Below are 23,989 nucleotides of genomic sequence, written 5' to 3'. Positions count from 1 at the left end.
CTCACAGTTTAGGGGAGCTGAGCTCCCTCGTTTTACTGGGGAGGTTGATCAACCTCCCCCATTGCTCCTTGCCCAGTAGATGAAAGTGTTGCTCTCTTTCAACCCTGGTTAAGAGTCAAGTGCTGCCACCACTGCCGCACCCATGGCAGCAGTTCCGACCTTTTGCATTCCCTCAGACCAGATATCCGCTGTACGCAGTCCCTGATCCAACACCTTACTGACCGCCTGCTCAATGGCGATGGCCGCTGCCTCTTGCTTAAAGGTGTAGCGCAGCATCATGGCGGCAGACAAAATGGTGGCCAAGGGGTTAGCAATACCCTGCCCGGCAATATCGGGCGCACTGCCATGACAGGGTTCATACATGCCCTTGCCGTTGGCATCCAAAGAAGCCGAAGGCAACATGCCAATAGAACCGGTCAACATGGCAGCTTCGTCAGACAAAATATCACCAAACATATTACCGGTCACCAGCACATCAAACTGCTTAGGTGCTTTCACCAGCTGCATGGCGGCATTGTCGACATACATATGGGACAACTGCACATCCGGATACTCTTTGCTCAGTTCATCCATCACTTCACGCCACAGTACCGTCACTTCCAGTACGTTGGCTTTATCAACGGAGCAGACCCGCCCCTGGCGCTGCCGTGCCAACTCGAACGCCACACGACCAATACGGCGAATTTCCGACTCGGAGTAAACGTAGGTGTTAAAGCCTTCGCGCTCTCCATTCTCCAGGGTGCGCACCCCACGCGGCTTACCGAAGTAAATGCCACCGGTCAGTTCACGCACGATCAAAATATCCAAACCAGAGACAATTTCTGCTTTAAGACTGGAGGCATCAGCCAACTGGGGATACAGAATCGCCGGACGCAGGTTAGCGAACAGCGTCAGGTTTGAGCGCAACCCTAACAGTCCTTTCTCAGGACGAATCGCCATCTCCAGCTTATCCCACTTGGGGCCACCCACCGCACCAAGCAACACGGCATCCGCAGCTTTCGCCTGGGCCAGGGTTTCTTCAGGCAGTGGCACGCCGGTCGCATCAATAGCAGCACCACCCACCAAAGCCTGTTCCAAGCTCAGGTTAAGATCGAAACGCTGATTGACAACCTCCAGCACCTTGACCGCCTCAGCCATAATCTCAGGGCCAATACCGTCACCCGGCAGAATCAGAATACGTTTGCTCATGTTCAGAATCCGTTTGCTATGGGGCGCAGTGGGCTGCGCCTCCGTATTGATGCCCCACAAGAGGGCCGATCACAGGTTTAGGGGGTAGTCGTAAATAACCAGGGGGCTTGTTCACGACGCTTGGCTTCATAGGCACGGATGTCATCCCCATGCTCTAAGGTCAAGCCAATTTCATCCAAGCCATTGAGCAGGCAATGGCGGCGAAAGCCATCCACCTCAAAAGCAAAGGCCTGGCCATCCGCTAACTGGACCTGCTGTTGCTCCAGGTCAATCACTATCTGATAACCGGGTTCAGCTTCCACCGCACGGAACAAGTAATCCACCTGCTCAGCGGGCAGAATAATCGGCAGCAAGCCATTCTTAAAGCAGTTATTAAAGAAGATATCGGCAAAGCTCGGCGCAATCACCGCGCGAAAACCGTAATCATCCAGCGCCCAAGGAGCATGTTCGCGGCTTGAACCACAACCAAAGTTTTCCCGTGCCAGCAAGATGGAGGCGCCCTGATAACGCGGCTGATTCAACACAAAGTCCGGATTAATCGGACGGCCACTACAATCTTGATCCGGCTGCCCCTCATCAAGGTAACGCAGCTCATCAAACAGGTTTTTGCCAAAACCAGTGCGCTTGATGGACTTCAGGAATTGCTTGGGAATGATCATGTCAGTATCGACATTGGCTCGATCCAAGGGGGCAACCAGACCCTGGTGAATGCGGAAGGCTTTCATGTTGCTTCTCCTTATTTGAGCCAATCACGGACATCAACGAAGTGACCAGCGATAGCAGCAGCAGCAGCCATTGCCGGGCTAACCAAGTGGGTACGCCCACCAAAACCCTGACGGCCTTCAAAGTTACGGTTAGAGGTGGAGGCGCAGTGCTCACCCGCTCCCAGCTTATCGGCATTCATCGCCAAACACATGGAGCAACCGGGCTCACGCCATTCCATCCCAGCCTCGATAAAAATCTTATCCAGGCCCTCTGCTTCAGCCTGCTCTTTTACCAAGCCAGAACCAGGCACCACCAGTGCTTGCTTCAGGCTGGCCGCCACCTTGCGGCCTTTTACCACAGCCGCCGCCTCTCGCAGATCTTCAATCCGCGAATTGGTGCAGGAACCAATAAAGACACGATCCAGCTGAATCTCAGTAATCGCTTGATTGGCACTTAAACCCATATACTTCAACGCCCGCTCAATACCCAGACGCTTCACACCATCTTGCTCCGCGACAGGGTCCGGCACCCGACTGCTCACGGCCACCACCATCTCAGGTGAGGTTCCCCAGGTGACCTGGGGCTCAATATCCTCTGCACGCAGCTCCACTACTCGATCAAAGTGTGCATCTGCATCGGAATGCAACTCACGCCAGGCTTGCACCGCCTGCTCCCAGGCAGCACCCTGCGGGGCAAACGGCCGACCCTTGACGTAATCCAGGGTAATTTCATCCACCGCCACCATGCCTGCACGGGCACCGGCTTCAATCGCCATATTGCAGATTGTCATCCGCCCTTCCATTGACAGGCTGCGGATGGCCTCACCGGCAAACTCAATCGCATAGCCTGTGCCGCCAGCAGTACCGATCTGACCAATGATGTAGAGCACCACATCTTTCGCGGTCACCCCTGACCCTAACTGACCGTCAACCCGGATCAGCATGTTTTTCATTTTCTTAGCCACCAAACACTGGGTCGCTAAGACATGCTCAACTTCAGAGGTACCGATACCATGGGCCAGGGCACCAAAGGCACCATGGGTGGAGGTATGGCTATCGCCACAGACTACCGTCATACCTGGCAGCGTCGCCCCCTGCTCAGGCCCCACGACATGGACGATCCCCTGGCGCTTATCACCCATTTTGAATTCACGAATACCAAAGGCATCACAGTTTTGATCCAGGGTTTGTACCTGGGTTTTGGACACCGGATCGGCTATGCCGTCAATACCAGAGCGACGCTCCAAGACTGTCGTCGGCACGTTATGGTCCGGTGTTGCCAGGTTAGCTTCCAGACGCCATGGCTGACGCCCAGCCAGACGCAAGCCCTCAAATGCCTGGGGAGAGGTCACTTCATGGAGCAGGTGACGATCAATGTAAATCAGGGCGCTGCCATCATCATTCTGGCGCACCAAATGGGCATCCCAGAGCTTGTCATAAAGCGTCTTGCCAGCCATCAGAAGGTCCTCATGCTAATCAAGGTTGACGCCCGTTACAGGAAAGAAAAGGGCGTTCATTTATTGTGGCTTTTATCCTAGAGCCGCCGCTAGAATAAAACAAATTCATATTTTTTATTCGGAGCATTCCAATGGGGAATACATTTGACCCCCAGGCACTGATTGCCTTTATTGCCGTGGCGGATCAGGGTTCATTTTCCCTCGCTGCCGAGCAATTATTTCTCACCCAGCCTGCTATCAGTAAACGCATCTCCACGCTGGAGGAACAATTAGGTCATCGTCTGTTTGACCGTATTGGCCGGCAGATCAGCCTTACTCAGGCTGGCCGACTACTCTATCAGCGCAGCCAGACCCTACTCAATTTGATGGAAGACACTCGACGGGAGCTGGACAATTTAAACGTCGAAGTAAAAGGCAACTTACACCTTGCCACCAGCCACCACATTGGCTTACACCGCTTACCCCCTCTATTAAAAGCCTTTAGCCACAGTTATCCCGAGGTCAAACTGCAATTGCAGTTTGGCGAGTCAGAGAAAGTCTATGAGCAAGTTCTCCAAGGCCAAGTGGAAATCGGCATTATCACCCTGGCCCCCGACCCTGATCCACGTTTGCTCAGCACCCCTGTATGGCAAGATCAACTGCACTTCGTCAGCGCCAGTGATCACCCTGCTGCAGGTTGCCAAAGCCTGCAACAGCTCTGTCAATATGATGCAATCCTGCCCGATAGCGGCACCTTTACCCGTCTCTTATTGGAACGTCTGTTTCAACAACGTGGACTGCAACTGCAGCTAGGTCTTCATACCAATAACCTCGACACCCTGCGCATGATGGTGGAAATAGGTCTTGGTTGGAGCCTGCTCCCCGCTACCCTTTGCCAGGGACTCCAGCTACTGCCCCTACTCGACCCGCCCCTCAGCCGAGAACTAGGCTATATTCGCCATCAGGAGCGCAGTCAATCCAGTGCCGCTCAAGCCTTTATTCGACTGATTAAGCAGCATCAGGATCGCCACTTGTGCAATGCAACATGAGCGCTATACTGGCTCAAGAGTCAGGGCAAGCATGCGGTAGGCCCAAGACTTCCCCAGCCAATGCAATGAGGAGGTGCAGTAATGGAGTCCACACTACCCTTTGGCCTGGATCAGTGGCTCAAGCTGCAGCAAGAGTACTGGCAAGCCCTCGGCCAAGGGATCGATACCCTACCCCAGAATCCCTGGCAGGGCCTGTTCAGCAACTGGCAAAAGTTTGCCAGCCAACACCTGGACCCACAAAGCCAAAATCTGTTTCAGCAAAGCAGCCTGCAAGCTGACTGGTTTACTCAGCTTGGCGAAACGCTGCTGAAGAACTGGAGCAATTTCCAAGGAACAGAAGGCCAGACTCAGCTATTTAACTTCTTTATCAATGAAGTCCAAAAACAAGCCATCAATTTTGCCCTGAAAGAGTTCAGCCTACCGGAACAGTTCTCCGCCCTGTTTAAAACCCATAGTTTTCAGGATGACCTGCTGTTCGATAATGCTTTTATCAATGCTATCAAGAACCACCTGGACATCCCGACTCTCGGCAGTAATCGAGAATTACAGGAGCGTCTACAGGAAGGCGGCAAGCTCTGGTTGGAATATCAGGAAGCCCTTAGCCGTTACCTGGAGCTCTACTCCAGCATCCAGCTCGACACCAGTAAACTCATGCTGGAACGCCTGCGCGATGGCAGCAGCCAAGTCAATACCCTCGGAGAACTACATGACCTATGGGTAGATGCCTATGAGAGTTGCTACCAGAGGCTGGTATTCACCCTTGAATACCGACAAGCCCATGGCCGCATCTCCAATGCCTTTATGGCCCTGCGCAAATACGCCCTGGATATGCGTGACCTACAAGCCAAGCAGCTTGGCATGCCTACTCGGGTAGAGATGAATACAGCACTCAAGCGCCAGCATGAAGCACGCAAGCAGCTCAAGCGAATGGAAAAAGACATGCAGGCGCTTAAGCAGCAAATGGCCAGTTTGCAACAACAGCTAAGCGAGCAAAGCCAAGCTCCAAATCAGGCACAGCCAGAAGCCGTCAGTGCTAAACCAACCAGCAGCAACAGCACTGCGAGCAAACGCCCCTCTCGCCGGCAAAACAGCAACACTCGATCCAGTACCACGAAAGCCCCAAGCCGTAGCCGTAAAACCACCAGTGATAAGGCTTGAGGAGGTAAAAGATGAAAGGTTTAAATCTCAACCCTCAACGCTTAGCAGAAGAGCTGAGCGACTTCAGTAGCAAGCTGGTCAACAGTTTCCAGACACTACAACAAATCAACGACATAGACGTTGACCAGACCCCTAAAGAGCTGGTGTACCAGGCAGATAAGTTACGCCTGTACCGCTATCTTCCCCTCACGGATCAACCAAGCAATAAGCAGACACCCTTGTTAATCGTGTATGCCTTGGTAAATCGCTACTACATGATTGACTTGCAAGCAGACCGCTCACTGGTTCGCGGCTTACTAGAACAGGGCCAAAGCGTCTACTTAATTGACTGGGGTTATCCCGACCCGGCTGATCGCTATGTCGACCTAGACGACTACATCAATGACTATATTGACTCCTGTGTTGATGCCTGCAGCCAGCACGCAGGCAGCGAACAGGTTAACTTATTGGGCATATGCCAAGGCGGCACTCTCAGCCTCTGTTACACCGCACTACACCCGCATAAAGTTAAGAACCTGATTACCATGGTGACACCGGTAGACTTCCATACCGAAGACAATCTGCTGTCACACCTCGCCCGAGAAGTAGACACCGACCTCGCTGTTGACACCTATGGCAACATTCCAGGGGCCGTCCTTAATGATGCTTACAATTCACTGATGCCAATGCGCTTAGGCATTCAAAAAAATCTAGGCATGCCAGCTCATCTTGCCGACAAAGACAAAGCTCTGAACTTCCTACGCATGGAAAAGTGGATCTATGACAGCCCGGATCAAGCAGGTGAAGCCTTTCGCCAATTTATCAAAGACTTTTTCCAGCAGAACAAACTGGTAAAAGGCGAGATTACCATTGGCAACCAACCGGTGTTACTCAGCAATATTCAGCAACCTGTACTGAATGTGTACGCTACCCAAGATCACCTCGTCCCCCCTTCTGCCTCAAAGGCACTCAAACAGGTTATTGGTAGCCAAGACTATGAGGAATACGCCTTTAAAGCGGGTCACATTGGCATTTTTGTCAGCGGGCGCGCCCAGCGAGAGGTTCCCCCTCAACTCGCCAACTGGCTAAAAGCTCGCGAGTAACCCATAAAACAAAGCCCCCTCACTTGAGGGGGCTTTGCAATGCGGCATCGCAATAAAAACTTACTTATCCTTCTCTTTTCTCTCGCTCTCATTGCTTTCTTCCGCCTCTTTCCCTTTACGGTCAAAGCCCTGAGAGAACATATTCCACATCGCCATATTCTGGTCTGCGATACGATTAATCATCGTGAGCGGATTGGCTGCTGCCATCATGGTTTCCATCTGCTCACGAATACGCTCCTGCTGCTCAAGAAAAGCACCAATACTGTGTTCCAAATACTGCGCCATCAAACCCTGCATGTTATCCCCATAAAAACGGATTAACTGCTGCAACACCTGATTGGTCAGCAACGCGCTACCACTCTGCCCTTCTTGTTCACTAATAATCTGCAACAAAATATTGCGAGTAAGATCCTGCCCGGTTTTCGAATCCTCAACCTTAAACGGCTCATTATTCAGCACCAGCTGTTTTACATCCTCCAAGGTGATATAGCAGCTACGGGAGGTATCATAGAGACGGCGGTTGGTATATTTACGCAATACTCGCATATTCACCTTCACGATTCAGAACGGGCAAACTGGCCTGATTATAGCCAAGCTAAGACGGCTTTACATAACGCACATGCAAAAATGAAATAACTATTCTTTTCTTATAATAAATAAATATAAAAAAAGTTACACAAACGCCGATAACGGTTAGAGGCGCTCATTAGACTTTTGTATAATACGTGAGCACTCTTACTAGACACCATGGAACGAGGTGACCCATGACGACACAAGCCTACCGTCACGAAGATGACGACAGCGAAAGCATCTATGTGCTTTCCAACAACTAAACCGGCACAATCGAAAATAAAAAGCGGCCCCTGATTCAGGCGCCGCTTTTTTCTAATCTTACACCGCTTAACTACCTACCCTAACCGCTTACTTTAGTGCAGTACCACACCTAAGGGGCGAACGCTCGCACGAATACGATCAAACTCTGTGCGCAGCTCAGATAACGGCTTCAACCCAAAATCCAGCGGATCTTCTGGCAACACATACCAATTCAGCGTCGCCACACGAGTCATCAAATCAAACTCACCAATTAAAGCGTCCAAATAGTACATCACCGCTTCAACACGAGTATCACTTTCCAAGCCCTGGAACTCCTCCAGGAAAATACTTAAATGCAACTCATCGGTACGGCTGAGATGGAACCAGAGCGTTGACAATGCCAGCGGCTCTTCATCAAGCGTTTCCACCACTCCAGGCACCTCATCCAGGCGCTCATGAAATGCCCGAATGTGCACTCCCTGCATCGAAGGAGCAGCCTGCACTAGACTCATGACACTAGCGATGGATTCTGCATAACCATCACAACCGATTACCAACTCCACAGGTGCCTGGGCATGCGCCCTCCCAACCTGCAGGGTTAAATTCTCATCAATCTGCTTTAGCAAACGCTCGTAACCAAGCAGGATATCTTCCACATGCACATGCACGGACCCTGCTCGTTCTGTCACCCAGCTAATGGTGTTTTGCACCTGGGTCCAGAAGGCATTAACAAGCGCGTTACGGGTAGTCGCATCCAGATTCATAACATCACAGATTCGCTTAGTTAAAACGCAAGAAGGCCGCCCTCAGGCGGCCTCCCCCAACCTAGGGTTAATTAACCCTGGTTAGCCATTTGTTGCTTGATCAGATCACCGATGGTGGTAGGACCAGAGGTCTCCACTTCCTGGTTACGGATCTCACGCATGGCAGCACGCTCTTCAGCAGCTTCCAGCGCTTTCACAGACAGGCTGATTACACGAGACTTGCGGTCCACGTTGGTGATCAGAACTTCCAGGCTCTGGCCGACAGTCAGGTCAGCCGCTTCACCTTTCAGTACACCCTCAACACCTTCGATCAGCGTCAGAACGGCATCTTTCTCACCCACTTCCTTAACGGTAGCGGTTACCTTGGTGTTTTTGCCATTCTGGGCAACGAAGGCAGAGAAAGGATCGCTTTCCAGCTGCTTGATACCCAGAGAAATACGCTCTTTCTCAGCATCAACGGCCAGGATAACAGCTTCTACTTCATCGCCTTTCTTGAATTGGCGCAGCAGAGCTTCGTTATCAGCATCCCAAGACAGATCAGATACGTGTACCAGACCATCCAGATCCCAATCCAGACCAACAAACACACCGAAATCAGTGATGGTCTTGATCTTGCCCTGTACCTTGTCACCGGCCTTGAATTCGTTAGCGAAACGAACCCAGGGGTTTTCCTGGCACTGCTTCAGACCCAGAGAGATACGACGACGAGCGGTGTCGATATCCAGCACCATCACTTCAACATCATCACCTACCTGCACAACCTTGGAGGGGTGGATGTTTTTGTTAGTCCAGGACATTTCAGAAACGTGCACCAGACCTTCAATACCTTCTTCCAGCGCAGCGAAGCAACCGTAGTCAGTCAGGTTAGTTACCACGGCCTTAACCTTGGCACCGGAGGGATAACGGGATTCGATATCGTCCCAAGGATCGTTGCTCAGCTGCTTCAGACCCAGAGACAGACGACCGGACTCACGGTCAAACTTGATGATCTTGACAGTGATTTCGTCACCAGGATTCAGCATTTCGCTGGGGTGAGAAATACGCTTCCACGCCATGTCAGTGATGTGCAACAGACCATCAACACCACCCAGGTCAATAAAGGCACCGTAGTTGGTCAGGTTCTTCACCACACCTTCTACTACCTGACCTTCCTGCAGAGAAGCCAGCAGCTCTTCACGCTGCGCACTGTTTGCTGCTTCCAGCACAGCACGGCGAGATACCACGATGTTGTTACGCTTGGCATCCAGCTTGATCAGTTTAAAGTCCAGCTCTTTGCCTTCTAAGTAATCAACGTCACGAACAGGGCGCACATCTACCAGAGAACCAGGCAGGAAGCCCTGAATGTTCATGATGCTGACGGTGAAGCCACCCTTCACCTTGCCGCTGATAATACCTTTAACAGGCTCGTCAGCTTCAAAGGCCTTCTCCAGAACAGACCAGGCTTCCGCACGCTTGGCTTTTTCACGAGACAGACGGGTCTCACCAAAACCGTTTTCAACGGCTTCAAGTGCAACCTTGATCTCGTCGCCCACTTTAACTTCCAGCTCGCCTTTGTCGTTCAGGAACTGGCTGCGGGCAATAACGGACTCAGACTTCAAACCAGCGTTTACAGTCACCCAGTCACTGTCGATAGCAACGATTTCACCGGTAACGATAGCACCGGGTTGCATCTGCAGTTCCTGTAGGGAGGCTTCAAAGAGTTCGGCAAAAGATTCAGTCATGATGTTTTCCGAGTTGTGATCAGTAGCTGATCAAACAAACCTGCCATCCAGCGCACAGCAGGGGTTGTGATTTTCATCCCGGTTCGACTCGCTGGTAAGTAAAAAGGCGTCTACCCGGCACAAATTTTTCGAGGGGCGCATTATATTCAAATCAGCCAAATTAAACAATGAAGCCCACCAAAAAAGGCGAAAAAGCATCCAAAATGCCATAGCCATTCCGCCGAAGAGCAACTATAATAGCCGCCGTTTTTCACCAACCTCACTCAAGCGAGCAGGCGGAGACATACACGTTGGATCTTGAAGCCCAAATAGCGAAGTTACAGGCTCTCGAAGAAAGCATTAATCGCAAAAAGCAGGCTCAACTTGACGAACTCAACAAAGTCATTGAAGAGCAAAACTCTCAACTGATGGATGAGTTGAAAGAGCAGGCCAAAAGCAAACGCGAGCGCGACAAAGAGCGCCAAGAAGCTTTCGAAGCCTACCAAAATCAGCGTCAACAAGAGCTGGAAGATAAGAAAGCAGCACGCCTACAGGCTAAGCGCGACAAAGAGGCTGCTAAACGCGAGGCTGCCAAAGCTCGCCTGGCTGAGCGTAATAAGAAGTAAGCCCTCCTACTCCGCAGCCATTAAGCGAGCCTCGACAAAGCTGTCTAACTCTTGTTTACAAGGTAGCAGCGCACGCACGACATCCTCTTGCAGCGCTCTGGACAGCTTTGACTCCTTTCCTTGCAGGTAATTTTTTACCTCAACTCGTTCAGCACGGTTATTGGCAACAATATCCACACCTTCAGCTGCACAAAAAGCGTAACGGGATAAGCCATTTTGCAATAACGCAGTACGTTTACGCTCCGTCAGCAACAACCCATATTCCTGCGCGATCGCAATGTAGCTTTGATATGTCAGCATAATACTCAGCTCTCGCTGGTATTCATCAAAACGGCGATACTCAGGCAACTGTTCAAAATAAGCAGCCAATCGCTGCTCACTTAAAGCACCGCTATTGTTAGGCAGCTGGTATACCGCTACCTGCTCACGGAGATCTTTTAATTCTTGCTGGTATGCGATGACCTGCGCTTGCAACTCTTCGACCTTGGCACTCAACTCCATCTTCGCCAGCTGCAAACTTTGAATCTGCTGCTGCTCCTGGGTTAGCTTAGGCGGCGGAAGGTTTGCAGGATCGGTTGCAACCGCCCCATCCCGCCCACGCACAGGCGCATCCGCCAAGGGCACAACCTTATAACCAAAGTTCTGAAAATCCTGGGTGCTTTTCTGATGCATTTGCTCAATATTGGCAAACAGGTAAATACCGCCCCCTATTAATCCTGCTACCAATACCCCACTCGCTACCCATATTTTCATCGACACTTTCCTACCACGGCATCCTTGAATTAGGCCTATTATGCTTACCCTTAACCTTGAATAACAACCTATGAGGCAAGTCGCTATCGCTGTTTTTATCCGCTATACTCCGCCCATTTAGCTGGCCCCAGGCGCTTGGGCCTTTCCAGAATTCTATTAGCAAGGTCGTGATATGGGATTTTTGCAAGGCAAACGTTTTCTGATTGTTGGCGTCGCCAGCAAGATGTCAATCGCCTACGGTATCGCTGAAGCGATGCAACGTGAAGGCGCCGAACTCGCATTCACCTACCAAAATGAAAAGCTCAAAGAACGAGTTACTGGTTTTGCCGAGCAATGGGGCTCCAAACTGGTTTTCCCGCTGGATGTCGCCGATGACCAACAAATTGCCGATGCCTTTAGCGAATTACGTCAACACTGGGATTATCTGGATGGCGTTGTCCATGCGGTCGCGTATGCTCCTGCAGAAGCTCTGGATGGCGACTTCACCGAATCAACCAGCCGCGAGGCTTTCCGCATTGCCCACGACATCAGTTCTTACAGTTTCATTGCTTTAGCACGCGAAGCACGCCCCCTAATGCAGGGTCGCCATGCTGCCTTACTGACACTGAGCTATCTAGGCGCCGAGCGCACCATGCCCAATTACAATGTGATGGGACTGGCTAAAGCCAGTCTAGAAGCCAATGTGCGCTACCTTGCCACCAGCCTGGGCCCCGAAGGCATTCGCGTCAACGCCATTTCCGCTGGCCCTATTCGTACCTTGGCCGCATCAGGCATTAAGAGCTTTCGCAAAATGCTCGACTACAACGAAAAACGCACACCCTTGCGCCGCAACGTCACTATCCAGGAAGTCGGCAATACCGCCGCATTTCTTTGCTCTGACCTCGCCTCCGGTATTACCGGTGAAGTTACCTATGTCGATGCCGGTTACAACATTACTGCCATGGGCGCTATCGACCAGGAGTAACTTGCCAAGAGTTGCCCTTAACCTTATTAACTGAGGGGCTGGATAACCAGCCCCCACCCCTAAAACAATGACAATAAACAGGGTCCTTCACCCTTACTTGACCACAACTGCTGTTAACCTATGCCAAACCCCGTCATTATTGGGATTGCCGGCGCCTCTGGCTCAGGCAAAACCCTGTTATCCCACACCCTGGTTGAAGAACTCGGCTCCAGCCAAGTTCGCGTTATCAACGAGGATAGCTATTACAAGGATCAGTCCCATCTCAGCATGGATGAACGGGTAAAAACTAACTACGACCACCCCAATGCCTTTGATCATGATTTGCTGTTTGAACACCTACAGCAGCTATTAACTGGCCAAGGCGTTGAAATCCCTGTCTATGATTACAAACTCCACACCCGTTCACCGGACACTATCCCAGTTGGCCCCCATAAGATCATTATCCTGGAAGGCCTACTGATTTTTACCGAAGCCCGCCTGCGCAATCTGATGCACACCCGCATCTATATGGATACACCACTCGACATCTGTCTGCTGCGCCGCATTCAGCGTGACGTCAGTGAGCGTGGCCGCTCCGTGGAATCCGTCCTGGAGCAGTATCAAGCAACCGTGCGCCCCATGTTCTTAAAGTATGTCAATCCATCCAAAGAGCATGCACATCTGATCGTTCCAGGCGGTGGCCGCAACCGTGTAGCGATCGACCTGCTGCGCGCCCGCCTACGTGAAATGCTGTAATACCCTGCCGGCAGCTCAGCTGCCGGCCTCCTTCCCCACTACTCCTTCAAGTTTTCCTTTGTGCTGCCGATTTCTCTGCGCAGGGTGTGCTAACCCGAGCAAGCTGCTAAGATGTTTTCACCGCTTGCAGGCGTCTGAGGAGAAATAACCCGATGATAATCCGCATCCTGCCACAGCTGGAGCAGGCCCATCAGTGGCAAGATTTCATGCAGCGTGAGCAGCGCTATTGCTATGTCAACGAACCCGAAGTGCTAGTTGATATGCAAAGCAATCATCTAATGATTACCCTCTTGGGGCGCAAAGTCGTTAACGGTCGCCAAGCTATTAAGTACAGCATTGGAGCCAAGAGCAGTCCCGAGCCCACCGCCGCCTTTATTGCCCATTGCCGATATAGCTTGAGCTATATGCTCTATTTACTTGAGCAACTCGATTTTTCTCAAACCGTTTTAAACAATCCAGGCTTTGCCTTTAGTCGTGAACTGACGATTCGCCGCTTCCATGCCCGCGACCGAGAGATATTCTCCCCCAGCCTGCTGTCTAGCCTTGAACCCTTACCTGCTTGGCCTGAGAGCTGGAGCCTGGCAGCATTACTCTCAGTGCTCGCAAACAAGCAGTATCACTATCTGTTTGGCAGCCGCTATATGCAGGGCACCAGGGTGGCACCACGTCTAGATGGTCTGGCATTAATGCTCAGCATTATGGATAGCCCCAGCCGATATAAGGTGAAGCCTTTGGAGGAAGAGCTGTTCATCAACAAAGATGGCGAACCCTTTGCAGTATTGATGCCCAAACTGCCGGGCGGGTTACCCCGCCCTCAGCTGGAAGCACAGCCCAATATCGACAAAGAGATTATGCCAACCTTGCCTGCTGCTGGCGGTAGGGATTATCTGAATTAAGCAGCGCTTTACCCTCGGGCGTGGGGAACTCCACGTCCAGATCCACCACATTGCCATCCCGACAAACGTTAATCACCGTATCCATGGTCGCCGCCATCAGGGAGTACTTGTCATCCGGCGCAGCAATCATCGTTTGCAGCCCCAGATCCGCCATAAAGCCCAAAGATGTCTGGGTATTCTCCGAATCCAGCTTATTAAAGGCCTCATCGAACAGGCTTAAGCTAAAACCGCCCACGACCTTGCCATCACTCCCTTCACGCAGGCGATAGCTCGCAGCCAAGGCCGCCGCAATCGCCACGTAGAAAGGCACCTGATGCTCACCACCCGAGCCTGTCTTAATCCGCTGGCTTAGCGTGGTTTTCTGATTGCCATCCAGATCCATCACAATCAGCTCAAAATTGTAGAAGTTGCGATAGTCCTGTAGCAGATGGGATTCCCCTTCATCCTTCAAGACTTCATGCACCTTTTCCAAGGCTGCACGATAGGGAGAATCCTCTTGCAGACTGGTATCGAATAACGACCCCACATTCGCCTGCTCCTGACAGGAGAACGTCTCCACCAACTCCAACACATCCTTGAGTTCAGGATTAGGGGTCATGGTGAAAGCGTACATTTCCCGATGGAACGGCCGCTGCTTAAGGTGAGCATTGATCTCACGTATCAAGCCTTTAATCTTGTCGATCTGATCATTCAGATGCGCCACAAAGTCTGAGCGAAAGGCAGTTTCCGCCTCCATTCGCGCCCTTTCGGCCTGCTTCTGATAGTTCGCTAATTCAGAGTCACGCAACACTTTGAGCTGCTCGACTACAAATGCCATCAACATTTCATGGCTAGCTTCACCGCTAAGGTTAGCGTGCTGGGTCTGACTAAGGTTTTGATTGTGGTAACGGGCCCGATACTCCGCTACCAGATCACGCACCCCGTTCCGCTTGCGCTCACTCAGCTGCAACTCACCCTGTGCTTTACGCGCAGCCTCAAAGATCATCCGCTCAAGTTCTCCGGCACAGCTTTCTTGCAGGTAATCGAGCTTCTCTTGTGCTGCTTGCGCATCGAAGCCTTCCTGCTCTGCACAACGCTGACGCGCTTGACTGTGCTCCTGCAGCTCACGCTCCAACACCTCCAGCCCCGCTTCTTGCTTGATCGCCTCAGTTTTCAGCGACTGCAGTTTATCCATGAGCTTCTTCTGTTCTGCCTGCTGCCGCTGCTGTTGCTGCAGAGCTTGCTCGAGACGCTGACGAGCAGGACCATCTTCCAGGTTACGCAATTCCTCAATGGCTTGACGCAGGCCTTGCATATCGGCCTCCATCTGCATCCGCTCATTGACCAAGGCAAAGGCCGTTTCTGCCTCACCACTGAGCTTGGTTGCCACCTTGATCAAGGCCTCACGCGCCCCCTCCAGCAACTCATGCTGCTGCTCCAGGCGCTGATATTCGGCCACCATTTTATCGAAAGCCTGATCCTGATTTTGCAAGCGCGATTGGCGCCCCAACCCCAGCATTGGGCTCTCTTCACGGATGGAAGTCGTGGCACCATCGGACTGCAGCATACAGTCAGGGGTCATGGCTCGCTCATGACGTAGCAGCTCCGCTTCGGTTTCCACCGCCATCACTGAGCCTAGGGAACGATTAATATAGGCCTCAGCGTGCTCACTCTGACAACGAACAAACTGCACCAAAGAGCGCTGATCCGCCTTATTTAACCACTTGTCAGTTTGACGGGTGTTCACAATCCGGCAGTTTTTCAGGTGGCGACCTTTACGCCGATAAAGCGTGACCGCATCCTGCACCCGATCCGGATCAACGATTAACGCCTCGCGTCGCCCCCCCAGGAAACTTTCAATCGCCGTACGCCACTTCTCATCACTGACATCCACCAGCTCACACAGGGGCGTGGACTGAATACCATACTCCTGTAATAGCGCCATCAGCTCTTGGGTATTGCGCTTGAGTGGCGCCTTGCCCTGCTTGAGCTGCTCAATTGCATCACGGTGTTCCTGAATATCTTCCTTCAGCCGATTCAGACGGATCACACTGGCCTGGGCTTGCGCATTAATATGCTGGCGCACCCCATCCACCTGCTTGCGCAGCATGGTGATGACACGATCTACCTCAACCGGCTGATTAGGCCATTGGCCAGAAGCCAAGTCTTCTCCATCACGCCAGAGATTCACCGCCTCTTTGATAGTTTGCAGGAAGTCGGCGGGCAGCAGTGTTTCATAACGGGCAAAAGCAACCGTGGTGCGCAGCAGCTCATACAAAGAGGTCAACTTTGCCTGCACCGCGTTCAGACCATGCTGACGGGACTCCAGGTTGGATTCGAGCGCTTTTAGCTTATGCGCCGAGTCCGAGTTATTCAGGGCCGCACGGGCTTCTGCCACCTGCTCCATCCGCTGATTCAACTCAGTATTGAGGCGCTCCAGCTCTGCCTGCAGCTTTTCTTCCTGCTCACGTAAAGTGTCCAGACGCTCGGCAGTCTCTTCTTTCTTCAGGTCGGCCTGCTCAAAGCGCGCCTCATGCACCACCCACTCATACTCACTGCCATTTTTGCGATGGCGCAAGCTGGCCTTATCCTGCTCTTCAATTTTCTCCAGCTCAGCAATACGCTTAGCCACCTCACGGGTTTTATCCTCCATACTACGGTACTCTTCCAGCGACTTGCGGAAGGCACCCACCTGGACAATATTCTGCTCCAGTACATATTCACGGATAAAACGAGTGGGACTATCAATAGGCGCAAATTTCAGCGCATTTTTGAAATTTTTAACGAACTTATCTTCGTCATTGGGGAAGTTAGGATCATAACTCAGATGAGTCATCACCTCTTTGAGGAAACGTTTCGAGCGCTTTTCCAGGATCATCTGCGGACAACGGTTACGCATACTCTCACGCACTTCATCCCAGCTGCGTGGAATACGCCCATCCCCCTGACGCAAGGTAAAATCATCCAGGCACACGGAGAAATTAGGCAGAATAAAGCGCCCCAGCACATCCTCATCGGCACTGCTTAAGGAGGTGGCAATCGCCAGCCCCATTGCCGTTTCTTCGCCCGTTTCCTCATCGCGAAAACTAAGCGCCAGATAAGTCAAGGCATCTTCCCGATGGTGCTTGCGCCCCTGGGCACTGGTGTCATCCAAGTACCCCAGGCAATACGTCCGCAGACTACGCTCGCTCCGCTCGCCGGCACTGGCGTTAAAACTCAACCAGTGCTTATTGCCCCCCATCAACACTGTTTGCACCGCATCCAGGATAGAGGACTTGCCCGAGCCATTGGGGCCGACAATGGCAACATTGCCACGGATAGGAATTTCCACCGCGCCAAGCATATACCAGTTGACCAAAACAATGCGGTTAAGCTGCTTCATCGTCGCCCTCGTTATCCTCTGCTTGCTCGGCTGGTGCGGTCGCCACCAGTTGCTCCAACTGACCGAGATAGTCTTCCACCACTACCTGGCGAATCACCGGCTGGATCACCAGGGTGAAATTCTTCGGATCCGTCTCATGGGGACGCCCGCGTTCAATCAGACCATGGCGGGCAAATAACGCCAAAATGTCCTTCATGCGGGTCTCGTTGGGCAACTCCTTACTGGTGAGGTGCTCATAGGTCTGCAGAAACTTATCCAGATCGACATAAGCCCGTCCGGATTCCACCTCAAAGTTCTCTAACTTTTCTTCATAGAGTTGACGCAAACACAGAAGCAGCAGAGATTCATCCAACTTCAGCCGCAGGGTGCGCTCTTCATCACCCGGCAAAATCCCGACAAAGGCTTCTTCTGCTTGATGTACCAGGGTCCAGCCAATGGCCTCAAACAGATTACGAAAATATTCGAGATTCTCGCTGATCAAGAAATAATGCTGTCGCTGACTACTTTTGTCGGCGTACAGAAACTGGTTAGCCAGCAGCACCTTTGCCGCCTGAATAAAATCTTCGGCTTCGTGGTGCTCGGCTTTTTTGGCCGCTTTTACGAGGTCTCCAAGCATCAGTCGATCCTTTCAATTTGGAAGTCGCGGCATTCCACCATGCCTGCCACCGTCACATAGCTATCTTTAAATTGGATGCGGTAATTGGCCGCCAATCCTTTGCCAGTCTTGCCGAGTGCCGCCAGGTGGCGCACATAACTAAAGCAGATAAAGTCCTCGATACTGTTGATCGCAAACTCACTGGCCTGTAACTGCCTGCGCCCAAGCAGCTGCTCCTGCAGATAAAAGTCCACCTTTTCCGCACTCACTTCCCGCCGGGCTTTATAGGCTTTGAAACGTTCACGCAGTGCCAACACTTCAGGGTCAATCTGCACCTGCTGGATAACCCTTGGCGCAGGTGGCGGACGCCGCTTGGGCGGTACCCGGATAGAACGGGGCGCAATAAAGGCCGGCTGATCAAGGGTGTCGACACAGGGAATGCGCTCTTCCGGCAACTGCGCTACCGCCGAGATTAAACGCTGCAGGCGCGCAGCCATACCGGGGGTGGTTTTATCCATATAACGCACGGTATCCGCCACCCGTTTTTCCAGGCGGAAACGGAACTCGTCAATAATCTGCAAACGCTGATCAATGGACTCGAAAATACGCAAAATACGGCTGATATGTTGATGGACACGGTTTTGCGCTTCGACATAACTCAGATCCAGTTGATCCTGATAATGGTGCGCCAAGGCTGCCAACTTCGGTGGGTCAAACTGCAAATCTTTCAACAACGCCAAAATTTGACGACGGAAGCGGAAGGGGTTGTTCTGGGTTTTCAGCGTTTTATAGTCGGCCACCAGAATGCGCTCGACAAACTCTTCAAAGAATCCCCGCAAAATACGCTGCGGATCATTAGTGGCCGCAATCGCGCGACGCAACTCTCGCAACCCCAGCAGCATATCGGTCAGGTGGGCACTGAAGTCCGCCGCCGTCCGCGCCGCTTCGGCCAGCGTCAGCCCTCGCCCTTCCGGATCGGCAATCGCTGCTTCAACCGAACTTAAAACGTTGAGGATCGTCCCGCCATAACTACGTTTCTGCTGGCGCGCCACCCCTACCAGAGCCCGCAGCACATAGCTAATAGCAGGCGCCATCAATACATAGGTGCGGAACAGTTTGGTCTCTTCTTCTAGCCAACCCGTCTGCAACAGGCGCCGATAGATACGCGCAGCGAAGTCCGCTGTAGAACGAGGGGGCTCCTGCTCAGATTCGGACTCTGGCGCCCATTGCCGCAGGCCGTATTTAATCACGGCCTCTTCAATCGCAGAGCGCACCAAATCACGGGGCACAAAGGGGTCAACGGCATCCTCATCGAAGAACAGATCCGCCAACTCCATCAACACCGCCTGATACACGGCCTTGTTGGTGCCTGCCAAGGGGGCAAACAGCTCTTCCGGCAGGTGGTTAAACAGCATAGGGATGCTTCCTGATCAATTCGGCTCTATTTACCTCCGTCACAACACAACGCTTATCACACTCGTGCTTGCGCCCGCATCAACCTGACAGGAGGAAATCAAATCGCTTATCGGTGAAGCCAGTCTGCGTATGGACTTCACCCTCAAATAAACCTGTAAAGATAGCGGATTCGGCCAAGCAAGGCTACGAACAGCGCTAGACTCGTGTTTAAGCCGCCGTTTTTTTCAACCTTTTCATAGATTTAGAAGCAGACTTAGACGCTTTACGCCGCCCTTTACCCACTCGTTTCAGCTGCCCAGACATCGGCTCTGTCAGCGGCCAGCTCTGTTGCTTCACCCCCTCTACCACCTTGGTTAGCCAACGCTGCTGATGCTGCATAAACTCCTCCAGGCTCATCTCCCCCGCCTCCACCAGCGCCAGTCCACGCTCCCAGCGGGCGGTCAAGACTGGACTGGTTAACTGTGGTAGCAGCACATCAACAACCTGTTTACCCAGAGTCGTACTGCGTAGGCTCTTGCCCTGACGCTGCAAATAGCCACGCTCAAGCAATAATTCGATAATCCCGGCCCGCGAACTCTCTTCACCGATGCCCTTAGCTTCTTTGAGTTTGGCCTTCAGCTCCGCGTCCTCAATCAGCTTGGCCACGTTAGCCATCGCTGCAATCAGGGTGCCGTCCGTATAGGGAGCGGGGGGCTCTGTTTGCTTAGCCTGCACTTGCGCAGCCAGGCCTACCCCCTGCTGCCCCTCTGCCAAAGCGTGATAGTGGGCTGGCCAGTCTGACTCCAGCGGTTTGTCTAACTGCCGCCAGCCCTGCGCCAGCACTTCCCGCCCCTGCGCTTCAAAGCGTTGTTGCAAGCATAGGATTTGCAGCTGCCAGCGCCGTACCTGCAAGGGTGGGTAAAACTGCATCAACCAACGCAACGCGCAACTGAGGTACAGATTACGTTCCAGCTGACTGAGCTTATCAAGTTGTGGACGCTGCCCGGTGGGTACGATGGCGGTGTGTTCACCCACCTTAGTATCGTTATAGCAAGGCGGTCGCCGTTGCCAGTCTGCCGCAGCCAACCACCCTTCCCCTTCCGGCAAGGCTGACAGCGCTTGGCGCTGACGCGCCACATCCTGCCACTGCGCCTCACTTAAGTACTCGCAATCCGTGCGCGGATAACTGAGCAACTTATGCTTCTCGTATAACGCTTGCAGCCCATCCAGGGTTTGCTGAGCACCATAACCAAAGCGCTTGGAGGCATAGGCCTGCAATTTCGACAGGGAAAAGGGCAAGGGTGCGGCACTACGCTGCACCTTGTCCTGCAACTGCGTCAACAGTGCTGCAGCACCGGGCAAACGTGCGGCTAACTGCTCCGCAGGCTGTGGCTGTAACAAATAGCCCTGCTCGCTTAGCAGAGACTCATCTGGCTGCCACTGGGCCTGAACCTGCACACCAGCAATCACAAAACTGCCCTGTAACTGAAAGTGCTGAATATAGGCAAAGTCATCAATTTGCCGATCCCGTGCTACCACCAAGGCCAACGTGGGGGATTGCACCCGCCCCACACTAATCAGCACCTGGCCACCTTGCTGCTTAGCCTTTAGGGTGTAAGCCCTGGAGCAATTCATGCCGACTAACCAGTCGGAATACTGGCGAGCCTTGGCCGCTGCCAGCAGCGCATCAAACTCACTGCCTTGACGTAGCTGTGCCAGCGCACGCTGCAACACCGGCAATTCAAGTGAGTGATGCCAAAGCCGCCACAGGGGGCCACGCCAGTGCATTTCTTCGAGCAGCTCACGGATCAGCAATTCACCTTCCCGCCCGGTATCCCCTGCATTGACCACCTCCGTCGCCTGTTTAAGGCAACTGCGGATCACTTTTAGCTGAGCACTCACGCCTTTACGCGGCAGACGCTGCCAGTTTTCCGGCAACATGGGCAGGTGGATTAAGGTCCAGGGCTTCCAATGGGGATGATAAACTTCCGGCGGCGCCAACTCGTACATGTGACCAAACAACCAGGTCACTCGCCAGCCCTGTCCTTCAATATAACCTTGCGCAGTACGCCCCCCGCCTAAAGCTTTGGCAACTTCGCGAGCCAAGGAGGGCTTTTCACACAGAAACAGACGCATAACCACCTCAAAGCATGGATATGCGTACAGTATTTAAATTTTTATCAAAACTCAATCAGCGTATCGCAAAGTGATGAGCTGCCTTGGCCTTATGCAGCTTGTCATAAGCCTCCAGCAAACTCTGATGCAGGCGGAATCCTTCCAACTCTAACCCAGCTGCTTCAATACCCGGAAAGGTGCCACAGGCATCCAGCACCTGCAAACATAGACTCACCTGCTGCTGGCCATAGGTTCGCACCAGAATTCGCTCAAAGTCGGTGATTTTGCGTTCATCATCCAGCGCCAGCTGCAACAACACATGTAGGCAACGGTAGAAACCTGCCCGCTCCATTGCTGGGGGGAGTTGTAATAATTGCCGCAAGCAGGGCAACGCCTGCTCTCGCTCACCGAGGGCAAGGTATACCAGGGTTTGCACTTCCGCCACACAGAGGCTATGCCACACTGAGCCTTTATCCGCGACCAGGCCTATTAATTCGGCGATACGTAGCTGTGGCGAGAGCTCAAGATCATCCAAGCCTTCCAACAGTTCACGCCACTGCTGCTCAGATAACTTGGGCAAGTTCAGCAGCGCTGAACGCAATCCGGCTGCACGGTTATCATTACTGCGCAGTAACTTCGCCACCGGCTGCACATCAGACATACCGGGCACAATAATGCGGCAAGCAGGCAGGCCCATAAACTCATAGTCGGCGATGTAAATATCCATATCGACTTTGTGGATCAGCTCGCACATCCAGGCAAACTGCTGCTGCGCTGTACCCGGGTGGTCCCAGTCGACAAAGGGATAATCAGAACGGTCACTGAGCAAATCCCAGGCGACCCGACCAGTGAACTTACTAAAGTGAGCGCTGATATTGGCTTGTTCGGCAATCCGCGCTAAGTCAAAACTTGCCTCGGGCAAATCAAACAACTGCGGTAGTGAGCGCCCCTGCATCAACTCCGTCAGAGCCCGCTCCAGAGCTACACCAAAGCGAGGATGGGCACCAAAACAGGCAAACACCCCTCCGCTTTGCGGACTCACCACCGTCACATTAATCAGCGGAAATTTGCCATTCATGGAGGCATCCTGTACCTCCACCACAAAGCCGGCCGCCTCAAGTGCTTTCAACGTAGCCTGGGCTTGAGGGTAACGCGCCAGCACCTCATCCGGCACGCGCGGTAAGCTAATACCATCAGAAATAATGGTAGTTTTTATATGCCGCTCAAAAATTTCGGATAACGCCTGCACCCGAGCTTCATACTTGCCAACCCCCACCCCCATGCCATTACCGCCATAGAGGTTAGAAATAATATTGACCGGAAACCAAACGGTTTGATGGTTACGCTGGCGGATAAAGGGCAAAGCACAGATGCCCCGCACACGATTGGCCGTGCCGGTATCTAATAGATCTTCCGGAAACAAATCCTGGTTGAGGTTGTAGTGCGCCAGAGTAGGCCCATCCAGCAGCCCACGCGGCCATTCTGGCCCTTCAATGGCAAACCAACGTTCTTGCGGATAATAGGCAAAGGCCTCTTCCTGAAAACGGGCAGAGAGATACAAACCATTAAAGAAGGAGTTGCAGCTCAGGCGTTCAATAAACTCACCATAGGCCGATACCAACGCTGCTTCACGGGATACGCCCTTACCATTGCTGATCAAATAGGGGCAATGCTTCTCCCGCAGTTGCACTGACCAAACATGGGGGAGAGGATTCAGCCAGTCTTCCTCCTCTAACAGGAAACCCCGTTGACGCAACAGGTGGCGCATTTTATCCAGGGTTTCCAGCAAGGTATAAGAAGAGGGTCGATAATCTACGGCAGTCATGGAGCACCCTTGCAGCTGGCATTGAATGTTGATTCTAGGGGTTGAAGCCCGGTAGGCACAAGCCAGACCCTTTAACTGAGCACACCACCGCCCAGCCTGATTACTTTTTAGACAAAATTAACCCTTGTCATAGCCTTGTCACCCCAAGCCACTAGGCTAGGCTTAAGTGGCTGGTTGGATGCCTCCATCCCACAGGAACACCTGTACCAGAGGCTGATCCGGTTCACTGCCACCTATCCAATTAACCATAACAACTACCAAGCTCAATGAGCCCAGGATAATAAGCGATCAGGAGACAGCCATGAATCAACAAGAACACACCCGTACCATCGCCATCCTTGCTGTTGATGGACAGCAGTTTGAAATAGCAGGTTGTTATCAAGGAGAGGAGCGCCACCCGCGGGCGTATCAAGTTAACTGGGTGGGCCAAAATCAGGCCATCAAACTCGATAGTTTCCCTAGCCACAATCAGTTGCGCCGCTTAGTTCAACCTCGAGCAAATGATTAAAATTATCAACGCCCGTAAAAAATTTGAAAAAATCGTCGCTTCTGTGATAGTTTACGCGCTGGCTCGCAACTACAATTGCGGGCCTGTCTTCACAGGTTTGGGGGTAGGCGTGGATCGCCTGCCCTATTTTTTTGCCCGCCTTTTATCCAAGTCAGTATCTACCACCATTCAAACCCTATCGGCGTACGCCAGCATGCTTGCGTACTTTCAAACTCATGCTCTAAGCAGCCCACACAGATCAAAACGTCAGAATCCATTTGAATCCAAGTCGCTTGTTATGCTCATACCTAGCTTAGACTCACACGCTTAAAGCGATTCACTC

General features: G+C 52.4%; 20 protein-coding genes. 8 read left to right on the top strand and 12 right to left on the bottom strand.

Annotated features, from left to right (window positions below; all coding sequences use genetic code 11):
* Nucleotides 1-108: 108 nt before the first annotated feature.
* The 3 genes from leuB to leuC all read right to left on the bottom strand — a co-directional run bounded on the left by leuB (nucleotide 109) and on the right by leuC (nucleotide 3,349).
* Nucleotides 109-1,188 (bottom strand): 3-isopropylmalate dehydrogenase, encoded by a 1,080-nt coding sequence (leuB, locus tag Q334_RS0109685; RefSeq protein ID WP_027313040.1) that lies wholly within the window; start codon nucleotides 1,186-1,188, stop codon nucleotides 109-111.
* 77 nt (nucleotides 1,189-1,265) lie between these two features.
* On the bottom strand, nucleotides 1,266-1,913 hold the full coding sequence (gene leuD, locus Q334_RS0109680) for a 3-isopropylmalate dehydratase small subunit (protein ID WP_027313039.1): 648 nt from the start codon (nucleotides 1,911-1,913) through the stop codon (nucleotides 1,266-1,268).
* Between the two features lie 11 nt (nucleotides 1,914-1,924).
* Nucleotides 1,925-3,349: a 3-isopropylmalate dehydratase large subunit gene (gene leuC / locus Q334_RS0109675; protein WP_027313038.1), complete on the bottom strand. Its 1,425-nt coding sequence runs from the start codon at nucleotides 3,347-3,349 to the stop codon at nucleotides 1,925-1,927.
* Between the two features lie 131 nt (nucleotides 3,350-3,480).
* On the opposite strand from leuC, the gene Q334_RS0109670 reads away from it, so the two are divergent.
* From Q334_RS0109670 to phaC, 3 genes are all read left to right on the top strand, one after another.
* On the top strand, nucleotides 3,481-4,377 hold the full coding sequence (locus tag Q334_RS0109670; RefSeq protein ID WP_027313037.1) for a LysR family transcriptional regulator: 897 nt from the start codon (nucleotides 3,481-3,483) through the stop codon (nucleotides 4,375-4,377).
* Nucleotides 4,378-4,458: 81 nt separating this feature from the next.
* Nucleotides 4,459-5,535, top strand: coding sequence for a poly(R)-hydroxyalkanoic acid synthase subunit PhaE (locus Q334_RS0109665; RefSeq protein ID WP_027313036.1), 1,077 nt, complete (start codon nucleotides 4,459-4,461; stop codon nucleotides 5,533-5,535).
* Between the two features lie 11 nt (nucleotides 5,536-5,546).
* Nucleotides 5,547-6,617 carry a class III poly(R)-hydroxyalkanoic acid synthase subunit PhaC gene (phaC, locus tag Q334_RS0109660; RefSeq protein ID WP_027313035.1) on the top strand — a complete coding sequence of 357 codons (1,071 nt, stop codon included), beginning with the start codon at nucleotides 5,547-5,549 and terminating at the stop codon, nucleotides 6,615-6,617.
* A 60-nt stretch (nucleotides 6,618-6,677) separates the two neighbouring features.
* On the opposite strand, the gene phaR is transcribed toward phaC, so the two are convergent.
* The 3 genes from phaR to rpsA form a co-directional block, all read right to left on the bottom strand.
* On the bottom strand, nucleotides 6,678-7,163 hold the full coding sequence (phaR, locus tag Q334_RS0109655) for a polyhydroxyalkanoate synthesis repressor PhaR (RefSeq protein ID WP_027313034.1): 486 nt from the start codon (nucleotides 7,161-7,163) through the stop codon (nucleotides 6,678-6,680).
* A 380-nt stretch (nucleotides 7,164-7,543) separates the two neighbouring features.
* Nucleotides 7,544-8,194 (bottom strand): hypothetical protein, encoded by a 651-nt coding sequence (locus tag Q334_RS0109650; protein WP_027313033.1) that lies wholly within the window; start codon nucleotides 8,192-8,194, stop codon nucleotides 7,544-7,546.
* Between the two features lie 71 nt (nucleotides 8,195-8,265).
* The gene (gene rpsA, locus Q334_RS0109645; RefSeq protein WP_027313032.1) at nucleotides 8,266-9,915 is read right to left on the bottom strand and encodes a 30S ribosomal protein S1; all 1,650 of its coding nucleotides are present in this window, start codon (nucleotides 9,913-9,915) and stop codon (nucleotides 8,266-8,268) included.
* Nucleotides 9,916-10,205: 290 nt separating this feature from the next.
* Between rpsA and Q334_RS0109640 the strand changes: the two genes are divergently transcribed.
* The gene (locus tag Q334_RS0109640) at nucleotides 10,206-10,520 is read left to right on the top strand and encodes a hypothetical protein (RefSeq protein WP_027313031.1); all 315 of its coding nucleotides are present in this window, start codon (nucleotides 10,206-10,208) and stop codon (nucleotides 10,518-10,520) included.
* A 6-nt stretch (nucleotides 10,521-10,526) separates the two neighbouring features.
* Here Q334_RS0109640 and Q334_RS0109635 read toward each other — a convergent pair whose 3' ends face one another.
* Nucleotides 10,527-11,273 carry a hypothetical protein gene (locus Q334_RS0109635; RefSeq protein WP_027313030.1) on the bottom strand — a complete coding sequence of 249 codons (747 nt, stop codon included), beginning with the start codon at nucleotides 11,271-11,273 and terminating at the stop codon, nucleotides 10,527-10,529.
* Nucleotides 11,274-11,445: 172 nt separating this feature from the next.
* Between Q334_RS0109635 and Q334_RS0109630 the strand changes: the two genes are divergently transcribed.
* The 3 genes from Q334_RS0109630 (at nucleotide 11,446) to Q334_RS0109620 (ending at nucleotide 13,868) form a co-directional block, all read left to right on the top strand.
* Nucleotides 11,446-12,237 (top strand): enoyl-ACP reductase FabI, encoded by a 792-nt coding sequence (locus tag Q334_RS0109630; protein ID WP_027313029.1) that lies wholly within the window; start codon nucleotides 11,446-11,448, stop codon nucleotides 12,235-12,237.
* Nucleotides 12,238-12,357: 120 nt separating this feature from the next.
* Nucleotides 12,358-12,972 (top strand): uridine kinase, encoded by a 615-nt coding sequence (udk, locus tag Q334_RS0109625; RefSeq protein WP_027313028.1) that lies wholly within the window; start codon nucleotides 12,358-12,360, stop codon nucleotides 12,970-12,972.
* A gap of 152 nt (nucleotides 12,973-13,124) precedes the next feature.
* Nucleotides 13,125-13,868: a hypothetical protein gene (locus Q334_RS0109620; RefSeq protein ID WP_027313027.1), complete on the top strand. Its 744-nt coding sequence runs from the start codon at nucleotides 13,125-13,127 to the stop codon at nucleotides 13,866-13,868.
* Here the strand turns inward: Q334_RS0109620 and Q334_RS0109615 are convergent.
* The 5 genes from Q334_RS0109615 to Q334_RS0109595 form a co-directional block, all read right to left on the bottom strand.
* Nucleotides 13,822-17,229, bottom strand: coding sequence for an SbcC/MukB-like Walker B domain-containing protein (locus Q334_RS0109615; protein ID WP_027313026.1), 3,408 nt, complete (start codon nucleotides 17,227-17,229; stop codon nucleotides 13,822-13,824). The genes Q334_RS0109620 and Q334_RS0109615 overlap by 47 nt on opposite strands.
* On the bottom strand, nucleotides 17,216-17,845 hold the full coding sequence (locus Q334_RS0109610; RefSeq protein ID WP_027313025.1) for a DUF4194 domain-containing protein: 630 nt from the start codon (nucleotides 17,843-17,845) through the stop codon (nucleotides 17,216-17,218). Before Q334_RS0109610 ends, Q334_RS0109615 begins: the two co-directional genes overlap by 14 nt.
* Nucleotides 17,845-19,239: a Wadjet anti-phage system protein JetA family protein gene (locus Q334_RS0109605; protein WP_027313024.1), complete on the bottom strand. Its 1,395-nt coding sequence runs from the start codon at nucleotides 19,237-19,239 to the stop codon at nucleotides 17,845-17,847. Before Q334_RS0109605 ends, Q334_RS0109610 begins: the two co-directional genes overlap by 1 nt.
* 208 nt (nucleotides 19,240-19,447) lie before the next feature.
* Nucleotides 19,448-21,355 (bottom strand): DNA topoisomerase 3, encoded by a 1,908-nt coding sequence (locus tag Q334_RS0109600; RefSeq protein ID WP_027313023.1) that lies wholly within the window; start codon nucleotides 21,353-21,355, stop codon nucleotides 19,448-19,450.
* A gap of 55 nt (nucleotides 21,356-21,410) precedes the next feature.
* Entirely contained in the window at nucleotides 21,411-23,159 is a 1,749-nt protein-coding gene (locus Q334_RS0109595) for a YcaO-like family protein (protein ID WP_027313022.1), read from the bottom strand.
* Between the two features lie 301 nt (nucleotides 23,160-23,460).
* Here Q334_RS0109595 and Q334_RS0109590 point away from each other — a divergent pair, with 301 nt between their 5' ends.
* A complete protein-coding gene (locus Q334_RS0109590; RefSeq protein ID WP_027313021.1) occupies nucleotides 23,461-23,667 on the top strand; it encodes a hypothetical protein in 207 nt (68 codons plus the stop codon).
* The last annotated feature ends 322 nt before the right edge of the window (nucleotides 23,668-23,989 follow it).

The sequence above is a fragment of the Balneatrix alpica DSM 16621 genome, assembly GCF_000619885.1.
Taxonomy (GTDB): Bacteria; Pseudomonadota; Gammaproteobacteria; order Pseudomonadales; family Balneatricaceae; genus Balneatrix; species Balneatrix alpica.
The sequence above is the reverse complement of the archived record's forward strand: the minus strand, read 5'-3'. Positions and strand labels throughout refer to the sequence as shown.

Bases quoted from the DNA above. Each gene is read 5' to 3' on its own strand.
- Q334_RS0109590 (WP_027313021.1), top strand. From the start codon at position 23,461: ATGAATCAACAAGAACACACCCGTACCATCGCCATCCTTGCTGTTGAT.
- Q334_RS0109650 (WP_027313033.1), bottom strand. From the start codon at position 8,194: ATGAATCTGGATGCGACTACCCGTAACGCGCTTGTTAATGCCTTCTGG.
- udk (WP_027313028.1), top strand. From the start codon at position 12,358: ATGCCAAACCCCGTCATTATTGGGATTGCCGGCGCCTCTGGCTCAGGC.
- Q334_RS0109595 (WP_027313022.1), bottom strand. From the start codon at position 23,159: ATGACTGCCGTAGATTATCGACCCTCTTCTTATACCTTGCTGGAAACC.
- leuD (WP_027313039.1), bottom strand. From the start codon at position 1,913: ATGAAAGCCTTCCGCATTCACCAGGGTCTGGTTGCCCCCTTGGATCGA.
- Q334_RS0109635 (WP_027313030.1), bottom strand. From the start codon at position 11,273: ATGAAAATATGGGTAGCGAGTGGGGTATTGGTAGCAGGATTAATAGGG.
- Q334_RS0109620 (WP_027313027.1), top strand. From the start codon at position 13,125: ATGATAATCCGCATCCTGCCACAGCTGGAGCAGGCCCATCAGTGGCAA.
- Q334_RS0109600 (WP_027313023.1), bottom strand. From the start codon at position 21,355: ATGCGTCTGTTTCTGTGTGAAAAGCCCTCCTTGGCTCGCGAAGTTGCC.
- Q334_RS0109670 (WP_027313037.1), top strand. From the start codon at position 3,481: ATGGGGAATACATTTGACCCCCAGGCACTGATTGCCTTTATTGCCGTG.
- Q334_RS0109665 (WP_027313036.1), top strand. From the start codon at position 4,459: ATGGAGTCCACACTACCCTTTGGCCTGGATCAGTGGCTCAAGCTGCAG.
- phaR (WP_027313034.1), bottom strand. From the start codon at position 7,163: ATGCGAGTATTGCGTAAATATACCAACCGCCGTCTCTATGATACCTCC.
- leuC (WP_027313038.1), bottom strand. From the start codon at position 3,349: ATGGCTGGCAAGACGCTTTATGACAAGCTCTGGGATGCCCATTTGGTG.
- phaC (WP_027313035.1), top strand. From the start codon at position 5,547: ATGAAAGGTTTAAATCTCAACCCTCAACGCTTAGCAGAAGAGCTGAGC.
- Q334_RS0109615 (WP_027313026.1), bottom strand. From the start codon at position 17,229: ATGAAGCAGCTTAACCGCATTGTTTTGGTCAACTGGTATATGCTTGGC.
- Q334_RS0109610 (WP_027313025.1), bottom strand. From the start codon at position 17,845: ATGCTTGGAGACCTCGTAAAAGCGGCCAAAAAAGCCGAGCACCACGAA.
- leuB (WP_027313040.1), bottom strand. From the start codon at position 1,188: ATGAGCAAACGTATTCTGATTCTGCCGGGTGACGGTATTGGCCCTGAG.
- Q334_RS0109605 (WP_027313024.1), bottom strand. From the start codon at position 19,239: ATGCTGTTTAACCACCTGCCGGAAGAGCTGTTTGCCCCCTTGGCAGGC.
- rpsA (WP_027313032.1), bottom strand. From the start codon at position 9,915: ATGACTGAATCTTTTGCCGAACTCTTTGAAGCCTCCCTACAGGAACTG.
- Q334_RS0109630 (WP_027313029.1), top strand. From the start codon at position 11,446: ATGGGATTTTTGCAAGGCAAACGTTTTCTGATTGTTGGCGTCGCCAGC.